The sequence below is a fragment of the Flavonifractor sp. An10 genome (assembly GCF_002161215.1).
GTDB classification, from domain to species: domain Bacteria; phylum Bacillota; class Clostridia; order Oscillospirales; family Oscillospiraceae; genus Flavonifractor; species Flavonifractor avistercoris.
Genome location: NZ_NFMB01000004.1, coordinates 50,211 through 65,310 on the forward strand (window position 1 = coordinate 50,211; position 15,100 = coordinate 65,310).

At 70.2% G+C, this 15,100-nt stretch carries 17 protein-coding genes and 1 riboswitch; all 17 genes read left to right on the forward strand.

Annotation, left to right across the window (positions count from 1 at the left end):
• Positions 1–10 precede the first annotated feature (10 nt).
• The 17 genes from B5E42_RS07790 to cobA all read left to right on the forward strand — a co-directional run bounded on the left by B5E42_RS07790 (position 11) and on the right by cobA (position 15,012).
• The gene (locus B5E42_RS07790; RefSeq protein ID WP_087238389.1) at positions 11–532 is read left to right on the forward strand and encodes a bifunctional adenosylcobinamide kinase/adenosylcobinamide-phosphate guanylyltransferase; all 522 of its coding nucleotides are present in this window, start codon (positions 11–13) and stop codon (positions 530–532) included.
• Positions 529–1,296, forward strand: coding sequence for an adenosylcobinamide-GDP ribazoletransferase (gene cobS / locus B5E42_RS07795; RefSeq protein WP_087238391.1), 768 nt, complete (start codon positions 529–531; stop codon positions 1,294–1,296). Before B5E42_RS07790 ends, cobS begins: the two co-directional genes overlap by 4 nt.
• A complete protein-coding gene (locus tag B5E42_RS07800) occupies positions 1,293–1,649 on the forward strand; it encodes a bifunctional adenosylcobinamide kinase/adenosylcobinamide-phosphate guanylyltransferase (RefSeq protein WP_087238393.1) in 357 nt (118 codons plus the stop codon). The genes cobS and B5E42_RS07800 overlap by 4 nt, the downstream gene beginning before the upstream one ends.
• Positions 1,640–2,245, forward strand: coding sequence for a histidine phosphatase family protein (locus B5E42_RS07805; RefSeq protein WP_087238395.1), 606 nt, complete (start codon positions 1,640–1,642; stop codon positions 2,243–2,245). The genes B5E42_RS07800 and B5E42_RS07805 overlap by 10 nt, the downstream gene beginning before the upstream one ends.
• A complete protein-coding gene (cbiB, locus tag B5E42_RS07810) occupies positions 2,242–3,219 on the forward strand; it encodes an adenosylcobinamide-phosphate synthase CbiB (RefSeq protein WP_087238397.1) in 978 nt (325 codons plus the stop codon). The genes B5E42_RS07805 and cbiB overlap by 4 nt, the downstream gene beginning before the upstream one ends.
• A gap of 162 nt (positions 3,220–3,381) precedes the next feature.
• Entirely contained in the window at positions 3,382–4,437 is a 1,056-nt protein-coding gene (locus tag B5E42_RS07815) for a threonine-phosphate decarboxylase (RefSeq protein ID WP_087238399.1), read from the forward strand.
• Positions 4,437–5,933 (forward strand): cobyric acid synthase, encoded by a 1,497-nt coding sequence (locus B5E42_RS07820; RefSeq protein WP_087238401.1) that lies wholly within the window; start codon positions 4,437–4,439, stop codon positions 5,931–5,933. The genes B5E42_RS07815 and B5E42_RS07820 overlap by 1 nt, the downstream gene beginning before the upstream one ends.
• Before the next feature lie 3 nt (positions 5,934–5,936).
• Entirely contained in the window at positions 5,937–6,584 is a 648-nt protein-coding gene (locus B5E42_RS07825) for a precorrin-8X methylmutase (RefSeq protein WP_087238404.1), read from the forward strand.
• A gap of 100 nt (positions 6,585–6,684) precedes the next feature.
• Positions 6,685–7,482, forward strand: coding sequence for a sirohydrochlorin cobaltochelatase (locus B5E42_RS07830; protein WP_162613933.1), 798 nt, complete (start codon positions 6,685–6,687; stop codon positions 7,480–7,482).
• Positions 7,453–7,641: riboswitch (cobalamin riboswitch) on the forward strand. Its footprint overlaps the gene before it by 30 nt.
• A gap of 32 nt (positions 7,642–7,673) precedes the next feature.
• On the forward strand, positions 7,674–8,393 hold the full coding sequence (locus B5E42_RS07835; RefSeq protein WP_087239061.1) for an energy-coupling factor ABC transporter permease: 720 nt from the start codon (positions 7,674–7,676) through the stop codon (positions 8,391–8,393).
• 13 nt (positions 8,394–8,406) lie between these two features.
• Positions 8,407–8,697, forward strand: a complete 291-nt coding sequence (locus tag B5E42_RS07840; protein ID WP_087238406.1) for an energy-coupling factor ABC transporter substrate-binding protein — start codon at positions 8,407–8,409, stop codon at positions 8,695–8,697.
• Positions 8,697–9,476 (forward strand): cobalt ECF transporter T component CbiQ, encoded by a 780-nt coding sequence (gene cbiQ / locus B5E42_RS07845; protein WP_087238407.1) that lies wholly within the window; start codon positions 8,697–8,699, stop codon positions 9,474–9,476. The genes B5E42_RS07840 and cbiQ overlap by 1 nt, the downstream gene beginning before the upstream one ends.
• Positions 9,473–10,321 carry an ATP-binding cassette domain-containing protein gene (locus B5E42_RS07850; protein WP_087238409.1) on the forward strand — a complete coding sequence of 283 codons (849 nt, stop codon included), beginning with the start codon at positions 9,473–9,475 and terminating at the stop codon, positions 10,319–10,321. The genes cbiQ and B5E42_RS07850 overlap by 4 nt, the downstream gene beginning before the upstream one ends.
• On the forward strand, positions 10,318–11,013 hold the full coding sequence (gene cobI / locus B5E42_RS07855; protein WP_087238411.1) for a precorrin-2 C(20)-methyltransferase: 696 nt from the start codon (positions 10,318–10,320) through the stop codon (positions 11,011–11,013). Before B5E42_RS07850 ends, cobI begins: the two co-directional genes overlap by 4 nt.
• Entirely contained in the window at positions 11,010–12,653 is a 1,644-nt protein-coding gene (locus tag B5E42_RS07860; RefSeq protein ID WP_242967062.1) for an NAD(P)-dependent oxidoreductase, read from the forward strand. The genes cobI and B5E42_RS07860 overlap by 4 nt, the downstream gene beginning before the upstream one ends.
• Positions 12,650–13,540, forward strand: a complete 891-nt coding sequence (hemC, locus tag B5E42_RS07865; RefSeq protein ID WP_087238413.1) for a hydroxymethylbilane synthase — start codon at positions 12,650–12,652, stop codon at positions 13,538–13,540. Before B5E42_RS07860 ends, hemC begins: the two co-directional genes overlap by 4 nt.
• Positions 13,525–15,012 (forward strand): uroporphyrinogen-III C-methyltransferase, encoded by a 1,488-nt coding sequence (gene cobA, locus B5E42_RS07870; RefSeq protein WP_087238415.1) that lies wholly within the window; start codon positions 13,525–13,527, stop codon positions 15,010–15,012. Before hemC ends, cobA begins: the two co-directional genes overlap by 16 nt.
• The last annotated feature ends 88 nt before the right edge of the window (positions 15,013–15,100 follow it).

Sequence of the window (15,100 nt, forward strand, 5' to 3'; positions counted from 1 at the left end):
AGGTGCACGCATGCTGATACTGGTATCCGGCGGCGCGGGGAGCGGCAAGTCGGAGTTTGCCGAGGGGCTGGTCACCTCCTCCGGCCTGGATCGGCGGGTGTACCTGGCCACCATGAGGGTGTGGGACGCGGAGAGCGTCCGCCGGGTGGAGCGGCACCGGCAGATGCGGGCGGGGAAGGGCTTTGAGACCCTGGAGTGCCCGGAGAATCTGGCGGGGCTCACCCTGCCCTCCGGTTGCGCCGCCCTGCTGGAGGATCTCTCCAACCTGACCGCCAACGAGTTTTTCGGAGAGCAGGGCCGTCAGGGGGCCTTTGACCGGGTGCTGGCGGGCATTGACCGCGCCGCCGGGCAGGCCGGGCTGCTGGTGGTGGTGACCAACGAGCTGTTCTCCGACGGGATGGACTACGGCCCGGACACCCTGGCCTATCTGGATGTGCTGGCCCGGCTGAACCGGGCCGTGGCCGCCCGGGCCGACGCGGTATACGAGGTGGTCTGCGGGATTCCCGTGGCCTGGAAGGGGGAGAAGCCGTGAAATCCGTCATCATCGCCTTTGCCATGTACTCCAAGCTGCCCATGCCCCGGGTGGACTGGGAGGAAAAGGCCCTGTCCTGGGCCCTGTGCTGGTTCCCTCTGGTGGGGCTCTTCATCGGGGCCGCCTTGCGGCTGTGGCTGGCCCTGGCCCGCTGGCTGGGCTTTGGGGACATCTTCACCGCCGCCTTTGCCCTGCTGCTCCCCATCGCCCTCAGCGGCGGCATCCACCTGGACGGCTTCTGCGACACCTGCGACGCCCTGTCCTCCCACCAGAGCCGGGAGCGGAAGCTGGAGATTTTGAAGGACTCCCACACCGGGGCCTTCGCCATCATCTGCTGCGGGCTGTACCTGATCGTGTTCTTCGCCGCCTGGTGTGAAGTTTCCGTAGCAGGGCGGGCCGCCCTGGCCCTCTGCCTGGGGCCGGTGCTGTCCCGGGGCCTGTCCGGCCTGTTCGCCGTCACCCTGCCCAACGCCCGGGGCACCGGCCTGCTGGCTACCTTCACCGGCCCCATGGACGCGGCCAAGGCCCGGGTGGTGCTGGCGGCGTGGGCGGCGTTGGCCGCCGTCGCCATGGTGCTCCTGTCCCCCTGGACGGGGGTGGGGGCGCTGGCGGGCGCGGCCCTGGCGTGTCTGTACTATGTGACCACCGCCAAACGGCAGTTCGGCGGGGTCACCGGCGATCTGGCCGGGTTCTTCCTCCAGCTGTGCGAGCTGGGCATGGTGCTGGGGGCGGCTGCGGCCCAGCGGATGGAGGTGCTGGTATGATGCTCATCATCGGCGGCGCGGGCCAGGGCAAGCTGGCCTACGCCCTGGAAAAGACCGGGTACGGCCCCGACCAGGTGGCCCGCACCCCGGAGGAGGCCCGCACGAGGCCCATCTTTGCCGGGCTGGAGCAGTGGCCGGAGCTGGACGAGAACGAGCTGCTCGCCGCCAACCCGGACGTGATCCTCATCTGCGACGAGGTAGGCTGCGGCGTGGTGCCGGTGGAGCCGGCGCAGCGGAGACGGCGGGAGCAGGTGGGGCGGCTGTGCTGCCGCCTGGCGAAGCGGGCGGAGCGGGTGGAGCGGATTTTCTGCGGCCTGCCCATGGTTTTGAAAGGAGAGGGCCCATGGAACTGATTTTGATCCGTCACGGTACCACCCAGGGCAACCTGGAAAAGCGGTTTATCGGCACCCTGGACGTGCCCCTGCTCCCCCAGGGGGAGGAGCTGGCCCGGCGGGTGGGCCCCACCCTGCCCAGGGTGGAGCACATCTACCGCAGCCCCCTGCGGCGGTGCCTCCGGACGGCGGAGCTGCTGTGGCCGGGGGTGCCCATGACGGTGGTGGACGAGCTGCGGGAGAGCGACTTCGGCCCCTTTGAGGGGAAGAACCACGAGGAGCTGAAGGACGACCCCCTCTATCAGGCGTGGATCGGCATGGGGGAGCACCCCGACTTCGCCAACATGCCGGTGGGGGAGAGCGCCCAGCAGGTCACCGACCGGGTGTCCCGGGGGCTGGAGAAGGTGGCGGCGGACGCCGCCGCCCGCGGCTGTGCGCGGGTGGGGGTGGTGTCCCACGGCGGGGCCCTCATGAGCCTGCTCACCAAATACGGCCGCCCGGAGCGGGCGTACTACGGCTGGATGTGCCCCAACTGCGGCGGCTTCCGGGCAGAGCTGAACCCGGATACCCTGGAGCTAACCATTCTGGAGGAGTATGAGGGGGAGAAGGGACTGTGAGCTGGGGCGTATCCCATCTGCTGGCTCTGCTGCTGGGCTTCTGCCTGGATCTCCTGCTGGGGGATCCCCACTGGGCCCCCCACCCGGTGCGGGCCATCGGGGAGCTGATCGCCGGGCTGGAGAAGCTCCTGCGGCGGATCTTCCCCAAGACAACCGGGGGCGAGCTGGCCGCCGGCGTGGCGCTGGTGGCGCTGACCCTGTGCATCCCCACCGGCGTGACCGCCCTGCTGCTGTGGGGCTGTGCCCAGGTGAGCCCCTGGCTGGCCCTGGGGGTGGAGACGCTGATCAGCTACCAGCTGCTGGCCGCCAAGTCCCTCCGGGTGGAGAGCGGAAAGGTCTATCAGGCCCTCAAGGCGGGGGATCTCCCCGCCGCCCGCCGGGCCGTGTCCATGATCGTGGGCCGGGACACCGACCGGCTGGACGAGGCGGGGGTGGCCAAGGCCGCCGTGGAGACGGTGGCGGAGAACGCCTCCGACGGGGTGATCGCCCCGCTGCTCTTCCTGGCCGTCGGCGGCGCGCCCCTGGGCATGTTCTACAAGGCCGCCAACACCATGGACTCCATGGTGGGCTACAAGAACGACAAATACCTCTATTTTGGCCGGGCGGCGGCCAGGCTGGACGATGTGCTCAACCTGATCCCCGCCCGGGTCGCCGGGGTACTGATGTGCCTGGGGGCGGCGGCCAGCGGCTATGACGGCCGCAACGCCTGGCGGATTTTCCGGCGGGATCGGAAAAACCACAAGTCCCCCAACTCCGCCCACACCGAGGCGGCCTGCGCCGGGGCCCTCCAGCTCCAGCTGGCCGGGCCCAGCTGCTACTTCGGCAAGCTGGTGGACAAGCCCACCATCGGCGACGACCAGCGGCCCATTGAGGCCCTGGACATCCTGCGCGCCGGGCGGATTTTATACGCCACCGCCTTTTTCGCCCTGCTGCTCTTCTGCGGCGTGCCGCTGATGATTCTGCTGTTCCCGTGAGAGGGGGGGCGCGTCAAGGATGCCGCGCCCTACAGGCGGGCGGCTGGGTGGCACTTCGTGGGGCACGACGACCCGGCGCGCCCGGCAAATCCGTACGGCAGCGTCTATAGGGGCGGCCTGTGGCCGCCCGATTCAGAAATTTCCCGGAAAGGAGGCCCGCCCATGCTCCCGTACACCCACGGCGGGGACGTGCTCACCGCCCAGGCCCGCTATGGCGGGCCGGTGCTGGACTGCTCGGCCAACCTGAACCCCCTTGGGATGCCGCCCCAGGTGGGAGAGGCGGCCGCCCGTGCGGCGGCCCAGGCGGCCCCCTACCCCGACCCCCTGTGCCGGGAGCTGCGCGCGGCCATCGCCGCCCACGACGGGGTGGCGCCGGAGCGGGTGCTCTGCGGCAGCGGGGCGGCGGAGCTGATCTTCCGGCTGGCCTTCGCCCTGCGCCCCCGCTGGGCCCTGGTCACCGCCCCCACCTTCTCCGAGTATGAGGGGGCCCTGTCCGCCGCGGGGTGTGCCGTCACCCGCCACCTCCTGCGGCGGGAGCGGAACTTTGACGTGGACGAGGGGCTTCTGGAGGCCATCGGGCCGGACACGGAGCTGGTGTTCCTGTGCACCCCCAACAACCCCACCGGGCGGCTCATTGACCAAGAACTGCTGCTGGCGGCGGCGGAGAAGTGCCGGGGGCTGGGGGCGGTGCTGGCGGTGGACGAGTGCTTCCTGCCCCTCGCCTGCGGCGGGCCGGGGCTGGTCCCCTGGCTGGAGGAGTACCCCAACCTGCTTCTGCTGCGGGCCTTCACCAAGAGCTACGCCATGGCGGGCCTGCGGCTGGGCTATGCCCTGTGTGCCGACACCGCCCTGCTGGAGAGAATGTCCGCCGGCGGCCCGCCCTGGAGCGTGTCCACCCCCGCCCAGGCGGCGGGGCTGGCGGCGCTGACACAGTGCCCCCACTGGCCGGAGAAAGCCCGGGCCTTCCTGGAGGGGGAACGGCCCGCCCTGGCGGAGGGCCTGTCCGCCCTGGGCCTGGACGTGGTGCCGGGGCAGGCCAACTACCTGCTGTTCCGGGCGGCGGGGGCGGCAGATCTGAAAGAGAAAATGGTCGCACAGGGCGTGCTGATCCGCTCCTGCGCCAACTACCACGGCCTGGGGGAGGACTGGTACCGGGTGTGTGTGGGACAGGCGGAGCAAAACCGGCGGCTGCTGGCCGCCCTGAGGGAGGTGCTGTGATGGCAAAGGCGATTATGATACAGGGGACGGCGTCCAACGCGGGCAAGTCCCTGCTGGCGGCGGGGCTGTGCCGCATTTTCAAACAGGACGGCTACAGGGTGGCCCCATTCAAGTCCCAGAACATGGCCCTCAACTCCGCTATCACCCCCGACGGGCTGGAGATGGGCCGGGCCCAGGTGGTGCAGGCCGAGGCGGCGGGGGTGGCCCCCGACGCCCGGATGAACCCCATCCTCCTCAAGCCCACCAGCAACGTAGGCTCCCAGGTGATTGTCAACGGCGTGCCCCGGGGCACCATGCCGGCGGGGGAGTACTTCCACTACCGCAAGACCCTGATCCCCGAGGTCATGGCCGCCTACGAGTCCCTGTCCGCCGACTACGACATCATTGTCATCGAGGGGGCGGGCAGCCCGGCGGAGATCAACCTGCGGCAGGACGACATCGTCAACATGGGCATGGCAAAGCGGGCAAAGGCCCCGGTGCTCCTGTGCGGCGACATCGACCGGGGGGGTGTGTTCGCCTCCCTCTACGGCACGGTGAAGCTGCTGGAGCCCGACGAGCAGGAGCTGATCCGCGGCCTGATTATCAACAAATTCCGGGGGGATGTGGACATTCTCCGGCCCGGCCTGGGGCAGCTGGAGGAGCTCACCGGCAAGCCGGTGCTGGGGGTTGTCCCCATGATGGACGTGGATGTGGACGACGAGGACTCCCTGTCCTCCCGGCTGGGGAACACCGGCAAGGTGGGCCTGGTGGACATCGCGGTGGTGCGCCTGCCCCGCCTGTCCAACTTCACCGACTTCAACCCCCTGGAGCGGATGGAGGCCGTCACCCTCCGCTATGTCACCTCTCCCCGGGAGCTGGGGCACCCGGATCTGGTGGTACTCCCGGGCACCAAGAACACCATGGACGATCTGCGCTGGCTGCGGCAGACCGGCATGGAGGCCGCCATACTCAAGCACGCCGCCGCCGGAGGCGCGGTGGCGGGCATCTGCGGCGGCTATCAGATGCTGGGACAGACCGTCTCCGACCCCGACGGGGTGGAGGGGGGCGGCACGCTGGCCGGCCTGGGCCTGCTGCCCGCCCACACGGTGTTCCAGGGGGAAAAGACCCGCACCCGGGTGACCGGCGCCTTCCGGGCCCCGGAGGGTATCTTCGGCGCCATGGCGGGCGTTCCCTTCGAGGGCTACGAGATCCACATGGGCCGCACCGAGAGCGCCGCCGCCCCTCTGGCGGACTTCACCACCCAGACCGGGGAGCGCCGCACCGACGGCCTGAGCGCGGGGAACGTGTGGGGCTGCTACGTCCACGGCATCTTTGACAAGGCCGGGGCGGCGGAGGCACTGGTCAACGCCCTGCTGGCGGCCAAGGGGCTGGAGCCCGGCGCGGCGGCGGTGGACTGGCAGGACTACGCCCAGGGGCAGTACGACAAGCTGGCCGCCGGCCTGCGGGAGAGCCTGGACATGGCGCGGATTTACCGTATCTTGAACGGGGAGGAATAATCCATGAAGGAAATTCAGTTACAGCGGGTGGCCCCGGCGGACATCGAGGCCCGGAGCATGGAGCTCATCGCCCAGGAGCTGGGCGACCGGGTGTTCCCGGCGGAGCAGCTGCCGGTGGTCAAGCGGGTGATCCACACCACGGCGGACTTTGAGTATGCCGACAATCTGGCGTTCTCCCCCGGCGCGGTGGAAAAAGGGATCGCCGCCATGAAGGCCGGCTGCACCATCGTCACCGACACCCAGATGGCCTTCTCCGGCGTGAACAAGCGGGTGCTGGAGAAGTTCGGCGGCAGGGCCGTGTGCTTCATGTCCGACCCGGACGTGGCGGCCGAGGCCAAGGAGCGGGGGGAGACGAGGGCCACCGTGTCCATGGAGCGGGCCGCCGCCCTGGACGGCCCCCTGGTGCTGGCCATCGGCAATGCCCCCACCGCCCTGGTGCGGGCCTGCCAGCTCATGGACGAGGGGAAGATGAAGCCCGCCCTGGTCATCGGTGTGCCTGTGGGGTTTGTCAACGTGGTGGAGAGCAAGGAGCTGCTGCTCACCATGGACGTGCCCCACATCGTGGCCCGGGGCCGCAAGGGCGGCTCCAATGTGGCCGCCGCCATCTGCAACGCCCTGCTCTATCAGGCCAGCAACAACGCGCGGGAGTAGGGGCGGGCTTTGACCGCCCGCGGGCGGCCACAGGCCGCCCCTGCAAAGGCATCGATCTGCGCCCGATTCTGCACATTTCGTCCCCACAGGAGGAACAACCATGGACAGACAAGCCATCCTGGCGGTGTCCTTCGGCACCAGCCACTTTGACACCCTGGAAAAGACCATCGCCGCCATCGAGGCGGAGCTGGCCGCCGCCTTTCCCGGCCGCACCCTCCGCCGGGCCTTCACCAGCGGCATGATCCTGCGCAAGCTGGAGAAGGAGGGCACCCACATCGACGACGTGCCCCAGGCCCTGGAGCGCCTGGCGGACGAGGGGTATGTGGACGTGGTGGTGCAGCCCACCCACATCCTCAACGGCGACGAGTACGACAAGCTGATGGCCCAGGCCGCCCCCTTTGCCGGGCGGTTTGCCCGGCTGGCATTCGGAAAGCCCCTGCTGACGGCGGAGGCGGACTACCGGGCGCTGGCCGACGCCCTGCTCTCCGACCTGCCCGCCCCGTCGGAGGACGCCGCCGTGCTCTACATGGGCCACGGCACGGGGCACTACGCCAACGCCGCCTACACCCAACTGGAGTACCTGCTCCACGACCTGGGCCGGCGGGACATCGTCATCGGCACGGTGGAGGGCTACCCCGGCTTTGACGAGGCCCTGCGGCGGCTGAAGGAACGCCCGGCGGTGCGCCGGGTGGAGCTGCGGCCCCTGATGGTGGTGGCCGGCGACCACGCCAAGAACGATCTGGCCGGGGACGAGCCCGACTCCTGGAAGTCGAGGCTGGAGACGGAGGGCTATCAGGTGTCCTGCGTCCTGCGGGGCCTGGGGGAGAACCCCGGCGTGCGGGCCCTGTTCGCCGCCCACGCCGAAGCGGCGGAAAAACTCCAGGCGGAAGCCTGTTGACATAGTGCTCCGGAAAAGGGAAGTCGGGTGCAACTCCCGCGCAGTCCCGCTGCCGTAAGGGCGGAGCCGCCGGGCACAACGCCACTGGGGAAACCTGGGAAGGCGCGCGGCGGCAGAGAGGCCCGAGCCGGAAGACCTTGCCGGAGCATACCACACCATCAGCCTACGAGGTATAGGAAAGGATGAAGATCATGACAACACAACGCAACCACCGCCTGCTGCGCACCGCGGCCCTGCTCATCGGGCTGCTGGGCCTGCTGCCCATGAGCGCCTCCGCCATGCACATCGCCGAGGGCTTTCTGCCCGCCGGCTGGTGCGTGGTGTGGGGAGCCGTGTGCGTGCCCTTTGTGGCGGCGGGCTTCCTGTCCATCAAAAAGAAGGTGGAGATGGCGCCCCGGGCCAAGATTCTCCTGGCCATGTGCGGGGCCTTTGCCTTCGTGCTCTCCGCCCTGAAGCTGCCCTCCTTTAACGGCTCCTGCTCCCACCCCACCGGCGTGGGCCTGGGGGCCATCCTGTTCGGGCCCATGACCATGGCGGTGCTGGGGCTGATCGTCCTGCTGTTCCAGGCCCTGCTGCTGGCCCACGGCGGCCTGACCACCCTGGGGGCCAACACCTTCTCCATGGCCATCGCCGGGCCCATCGTGTCCTGGCTGGTGTACAAGCTGCTGCGGAAGGCCAAGGCCCCGGCGCCCGTGGCGGTGTTCGCCGCCGCCGCCCTGGGGGATCTGTTCACCTACGTGGTGACCTCCTTCCAGCTGGGGGTGATCGACGGGGGCATGGCGCGGTACCTGATGGTGTTCGCCGTCACCCAGATCCCCCTGGCCATTGTGGAGGGCCTGCTCACCGTGGTGGTGTTCAACGTGCTGGAGAAGTACAGCAAGACCGAGCTGGAAGCGCTGTGCGTGCTGTAAGGAGGGAGAAGCGATGAAGGTTTGGCAGAAAAATTTGATTCTGATCGTCCTGGCGGTGGCCATTGCCGCCCTGCCCCTGTGGCTGCTGCCCAACGCCGAGTTCGGCGGCGCCGACGGACAGGCCGAGGAGGTGGTTCAGGAGCTGAATCCCGGTTACCAGCCCTGGTTTGAGCCCATCCTGGAGCCCGCCAGCGGCGAGGTGGAGTCCCTGCTCTTCGCCCTCCAGGCCGCCGTGGGCGCGGGGATCGTGGGCTTTGTCCTGGGCCGCATCACCAAAAAGCCCGGCGGGAAGGACGAGAGCTGATGGGCACCGACCGCTGGGCCTACCAGTCCCGCCTGCGTCGGGTGGATCCGCTGCCCAAGCTGATCCTCTCCCTGACGGCGCTGGTGGTGTGCCTGTGCTGCGGCAGCGGGGCGGTGGGCCTGGCCACGGCGGCGGCCATGGGCGTGCTGATTACCGCCCTGGGGGGCCTGCCCCCCAGAGTATACCTCCATTTTCTCAAGATCCCCATGGCCTTCCTGGCGGTGGGCTGCGCCACCATGCTGGTGCACAGCTACCCCGCCGGGACGCCGGTGCTGGCCGCCCTCCCGGTGGGGGGGCGGCTGTGGGGCTTTGACGGGGCCGCCCTGGCCGCCGCCGCGGCCCTGTTTTTCCGCGCCCTGGGGGCGGTGGGGGCCATGTACTTCCTGGCCCTCAACACCCCGGTCACCGACCTGACCATGTGCCTGGGGCGGCTCCACGTGCCCCGCCTGCTGGTGGAACTGATGGAGCTCATCTACCGCTTTATCTTCGTGCTCTCCGAGACGGCGGGGAGCATCCGCACCGCCCAGGCCTCCCGCCTGGGCTACCAGGGGCTGCGCCGCTCCCTGTCCTCCCTGGGAACCATGGCCTCCCTGGTGTTCCTGCGGGCCTGGCGGCGGGCCGACCGGATCTACGCCGCCCTGGAGTCCCGGGGCTATGCCGGCAGCCTCACCACCCTGCCGGGGGACTATGCGCCGGGCCGGGGGCTCTATCCCCTGGCCCTGGCGGTGGCGGCGGGGCAGCTGGCAGTCCTGTTTGCGGAGAGGGGGGTGCTGGGATGAATCCAGCCATCGAGACGAGAGAGCTGTGCTACACCTACGAGGACGGCACCGCCGCCCTGGATCACGTGAGCCTGAAGGCTGAGCGGGGGCGGATCACCGGCATCCTGGGGGCCAACGGGGCGGGGAAGTCCACCCTGTTCCTCAACCTGAACGGGGTGCTCACCCCCCAGAGCGGGGAGGTGCTGCTGGACGGCGCGCCGGTGCGCCGGGATCGGAAGGGCCTGGCGGAGCTGCGCCGCCGGGTGGGCATCGTGTTTCAGGATCCCGACGACCAGCTCTTCTCCGCCGACGTGTACCGGGACATCTCCTTCGGGGCGGTGAACCTGGGCCTGCCCGAGGCGGAGGTGCGCCGCCGGGTGGAGGCGGCCATGGAGCGCACCGGGGTGGCCCACCTGCGGGACAAGCCCACCCACGCCCTCTCCTTCGGCCAGAAGAAACGGGCGGCCATCGCCGGGGTGCTAGTGATGGAGCCGGAGGTGCTCATCCTGGACGAGCCCACCGCCGGGCTGGATCCCCAGGGGGTCAGCGGCCTGCTGGCGCTGCTGGAGCAGCTGCGGGACGGGCTGAACATGGCCATCCTGCTGGCCACCCACGACATGGATCTGGTGCCCCTGTGCTGCGACGACGCCTACCTGCTGGGAGGCGGCCGGGTGCTGGCCGCCGGCACGCCGGAGGAGCTGTTCCGACAGCCCGGGCTGCTGCGGGAAAACCACCTGCGCCTACCCCGCATCGCCCATCTCATGGACATACTGCACGACAAGGACGGCCTGGACGCCGGCCCCGCCGCCACCATCGGGGCGGCCCGGCGGGAGATCCTGCGCCTGCTCAAGGAGGAAGAACGATGAACCGAGGAAAGCTGTACGGCGTGGGGGTGGGCCCCGGGGATCCGGAGCTGCTCACCCGCAAGGCCGAGCGGATCATCCGGGCGTCGGCGGTGCTGGCCGTCCCCGACAAGGGGGCGGGGGAGAAGACCGCCCTGAACATCATCGGCCCCCTGGCCCACGGGAAGGAGCGGCTGGACTGCTCCACCCCCATGGTGCGGGATCAGGCGGTGCTGGACGGGGCCTACGACGCCGCGGCGGACGCCATCTGCGAAAAGCTGGATCAGGGCAAGGACGTGGCCTTCATCACCCTGGGGGATCCCACGGTGTACTCCACCTACATCTACATCCACCGCCGGGTGGTGAACCGGGGGTACGGGGCGGAGATCATCCCCGGCGTGCCCTCCTTCTGCGCCGTGGCCGCCCGGCTGGGGGAGCCCTTGTGCGAGAAGGCCCAGCGGCTGATGATCGTCCCCGCCTCCCACGGGGAGGTGGAGGACTGCCTGAGCGTGGACGCCAACCTGGTGTTCATGAAGGCGGGGCGTGAGCTGGGGGCCCTGAGGGACACTCTGGCCGCCCACGGCCTGCTGGAGCGCGCCTCCATGGTGGCCAACTGCGGCATGGAGGGGGAGACGGTCTGCCCCCGCTTCGCCGACGTGCCGGAGGGCACCGGGTACTTCTCCGTGGTGCTGGTGAAAAAGGGGGAACCGACGTGAACATCCGCATGGCCGGTCTGGACTGGCACGTGCCCATCCAGCTCCGGGAGCAGCTGTCCTTCCCGCGCGGGCGGGTGGTGGAGCTGAACCGGCTGATCCGGGACAACCCGGGGGTGGAGGGCTGCGCCCTGCTGTCCACCTGCAACCGGACGGAGCTCTACCTCTCCTGCGCCGAGGGGGCGGAGCCGGATCCCGCCGGGCTGCTGTGCGCCGCCGCCGGGGTGGACGATGCCGCGTTCGCGGACTTCTTCACCACCTGTACCGGAGAGGCGGCCGCCCGGCGGCTCATGGAGGTGGCCGGGGGGCTGCGCTCCCAGATCTGGGGGGAGGATCAGATCCTCACCCAGGTGAAGGGGGCCATCTCCGCCGCCCGGGAGGCGGGGACGGCGGACGGGGTGCTGGAGACCCTGTTCCGCTCCGCCGCCGCCGCGGGCAAGGCCCTCAAGACAAGGGTGCGCCTCACCGGCGTGCCCCGCTCCGCCGCCCAGAGCGCCGTGGAGCGGCTGGCCCGGGAGATCGGCGGCCTGTCCGGGAAGCGGGCCCTGGTGATCGGCAACGGGGAGATGGGGCGGCTGGCCGCCGCCCTGCTGGTGGAGGCGGGGTGCGCCGTCACCATCACCCTGCGCAGCTACCACCACGGGGAGACGGTGGTGCCCGCCGGGTGCGCCGTGGCCCCCTACGAGAAGCGATATGAGGCCATGGAGGGGATGGATCTCCTGATCTCCGCCACCGCCAGCCCCCACTACACCCTCTCCGCCGGAGAGCTCTCGGCGGCGGCCAACCCGCCCCGGCTGCTGGCCGACCTGGCCATCCCCCGGGACATCGACCCGGCGGCGGGGGAGCTGCCCGGTATCACCCTCTATAACGTGGACGACCTGGGGGTGGAGGTGGAGCGAGCCATCCCCCCCGAGGCGGAGGAGATTCTGGAGAAGCACCTGGGCCAGCTGGAGCAGTGGGAGAACTACCGGGCCTGCCTGCCCGGGCTGGAGCGGGTGAAGCAGGCGGTGATCCGCCGGGTGCTGTCCACCGATCTGGACGGGCCGGAGGCCAGGGAGCTGGTGGAGCTGGCGGTGAGCCGGGCGGTGGATCTCCTGTCCGGCGGATTGAAGGAGGGCTTTACCCCGGAGGAGCTGGAGAAGTGCGCCGACAAGATCGACCTGCACACCCCTGCCAAGCCCCGGTGGAGCCGCCCGGCGGAGAGGCCCTTCCGCTTTCCCCTGTTTATCGATCTGGCCGGACGGCGGGCGGTGATCATCGGCGGCGGGGCGGTGGCCTGCCGCCGGGCGGAGGTGCTCAAAGGCTTCGGGGCGGAGGTCATCCTGATCGCCCCCCGCTGCAAGCGGCAGGTGGAGGGCATAGACTGGCAGCAGCGGCCCTACGCCCCCGGCGACGTGGCCGGGGCGGCTGTCGCCGTGGCCGCCACCGACGACCGGGCCGTCAACCGGGCGGTGGGGGAGGAGGCCCGGGCCCTGGGCGTCCCCGTCAGCGTGGCGGACTGCCCGGACGAGTGCACCTTCTTCTTCCCGGCCATCTGCACCGGGGAGCATCTGGTGGCCGGTGTGGCCGGCCGGGGCACCGACCACGCCCTGACCGCCCGGGCCGCCAAGGCCATCCGGGCCACCCTGGAGGGATTGGAATGAATACAATTCGGATTGGAAGCCGGGAGAGTAAACTGGCTGTTATCCAGTCGGAGCTGGTGATGGACGCCATCCGCGCCGCCCACCCGGGCCTCCGGCTGGAGCTGGTGACCATGAAGACCACCGGCGACAGGATTTTAGACCGCACCCTGGATCAGATCGGCGGCAAGGGCCTCTTTGTGAAGGAACTGGACACCGCCCTGCTGGACGGCCGGGTGGACTTCACCGTCCACAGCTGCAAGGATCTGCCCATGGACATCGACGAGCGCATCCCCCTGGCGGGCTTCACCCGCCGGGAGGATCCCCGGGATGTGCTGGTGCTGCCCCAGGGGGTAACGGAGCTGGATCGCTCCAGGCCCATCGGCTGCGCCTCCGCCCGGCGGACGGTGCAGCTGCGGGAGCTGTTCCCCGGCATGGCCATCGCCCCGGTGCGGGGCAACGTGCTCACCCGCCTGCGCAAGCTGGACGAGGGACAGTACTCCGCTCTGGTGCTGGCCGCCGCGGGCCTGAAGCGACTGGGGCTGGAGGAACGCATCGCCCGGTACTTTACGGTGGATGAGCTGCTCCCCGCCGCCGGGCAGGGGATTCTGGCGGTGCAGGCCCGGGCGGGGGAGGATCTGTCCTGCCTGGACGGCGTTTTGGACGCCGACGGAACCGCCTGCGCCCTGGCCGAGCGGGCCTTTGTCCGCGCCTTGGACGGGGGCTGCTCCTCCCCCATCGCCGCCCACGCCGTGGTGGAGGGGGACACCATCACCATCGACGGCCTGTATGTGGACGGACAGGGCAGGGTGAGCCGGGACAGGCGCTCCGGCCCCCGGGAGCAGGGGGAGGAGCTGGCCCGCCGCCTGGCGGAGAGACTGAAAGGGGGATGCCTGTGCCCGGGAAAGTGATATTGGTGGGGGCGGGGCCGGGGGATCCCGGCCTGCTGACCCGCAGGGGGCTGGACGCCATCCGGAGCGCCGACGTGGTGGTGTACGACCGGCTGGTGAGCCCCGCCATCCTGGCCCTCATGCCGGAGGACGCGGAGCAGATCAACGTGGGCAAGGAGGCCGCCCGCCATCTGGTGCCCCAGGAGGGGATCAACCAGATCCTGCTGGACAAGGCCCTGGAGGGGAAGACGGTGGTGCGCCTCAAGGGGGGCGACCCCTTCCTGTTCGGACGGGGGGGCGAGGAGCTGGAGCTGCTGGCCCGGCACCACATCCCCTTTGAGGAGGTGCCCGGCATCACCTCCGCCATCGCCGCCCCCGCCTACGGGGGCATCCCGGTGACCCACCGGGACTGCTGCTCCTCCCTCCACATCGTCACCGGCCACCAGCGCTCGGGGAAGGAGCTGGACATCGACTTTGAGGCCCTGGTGCGCACCGGCGGCACCCTGGTGTTCCTCATGGGTGTGTCCGCCCTGCCCGCCATCTGCCGGGGCCTGCTGGACGCGGGCATGGCCCCGGACACCCCCGCCGCCACGGTGGAGAGCGGCACCACCCCTGCCCAGCGCCGCACCAGCGCCACCCTGGCCGATCTGCCCCGGCGGGCGGCGGAGGTGGGGGTAAAGAGCCCCGCCGTCATCGTGGTGGGGCAGGTGTGCGCCCTGGCGGAGCAGTTCGACTGGTTTGACCGCCTGCCTTTGAAGGGGAAAACCGTGGTGGTCACCCGGCCGAAGGAGCGGGCGGGCACCCTGTCCGGCCGCCTGCGGGCCATGGGGGCGGACGTGTGGGAGTACCCCTGCATTGCCACCGTGCCGATTGACCCCTGTCCCGGGCTGGAGGAGGCCATGGAGGGGCTGGGGGACTACCAGTGGCTGGCCCTCACCAGCCCCGTCGGGGTGGACGCCCTGTGGCGCTGGCTGGAGGAACATAACCTGGACGCCCGGACTCTGGGCGGGCTCAAGCTGGCCGCCATCGGGCCCGGAACAGCCAAGGCCCTGTCCGCCCACGGCCTGCGGGCGGACTACGTGCCGGCGGTGTACGACGCCGCCCACCTGGGAGAGGGCATCCCCGCCGCCGGGCGGGTGCTGATCCTCCGGGCCCAGGAGGGCTCCCCCGCCTTGACACAGGCCCTGGAGCGGCGTAACATAGGCTTTGACGACGTGGCCACCTACCGCACCGTCTACGACAATCCCCGCTCCGAAGAGCTGCGCGCCGTCGTGGAATCCGGCACGGTGGGCATCGTCACCTTCACCAGCGCCTCCACCGTCAGGGGCTTCGTGTCCACCGTGGGGGCGGACGCGGACTTCTCCCGCATGGTGGGAGCCTGCATCGGGGAGCAGACCGAGGCGGAGGCCAAAAGGTACGGCATCCCCGTCCAGGTGGCCCGCCAGGCCACCATGGACGCCCTGGTGGAGCTGATTGCAGACCTGCGGGATTGAGAACGGCGGGGGCTTGCCCCCGTCCTACAACAGATCCCCGGTTATATAGGACGAAAAGAAACGTGGGGCAACGAGGGGAATCTTCCCC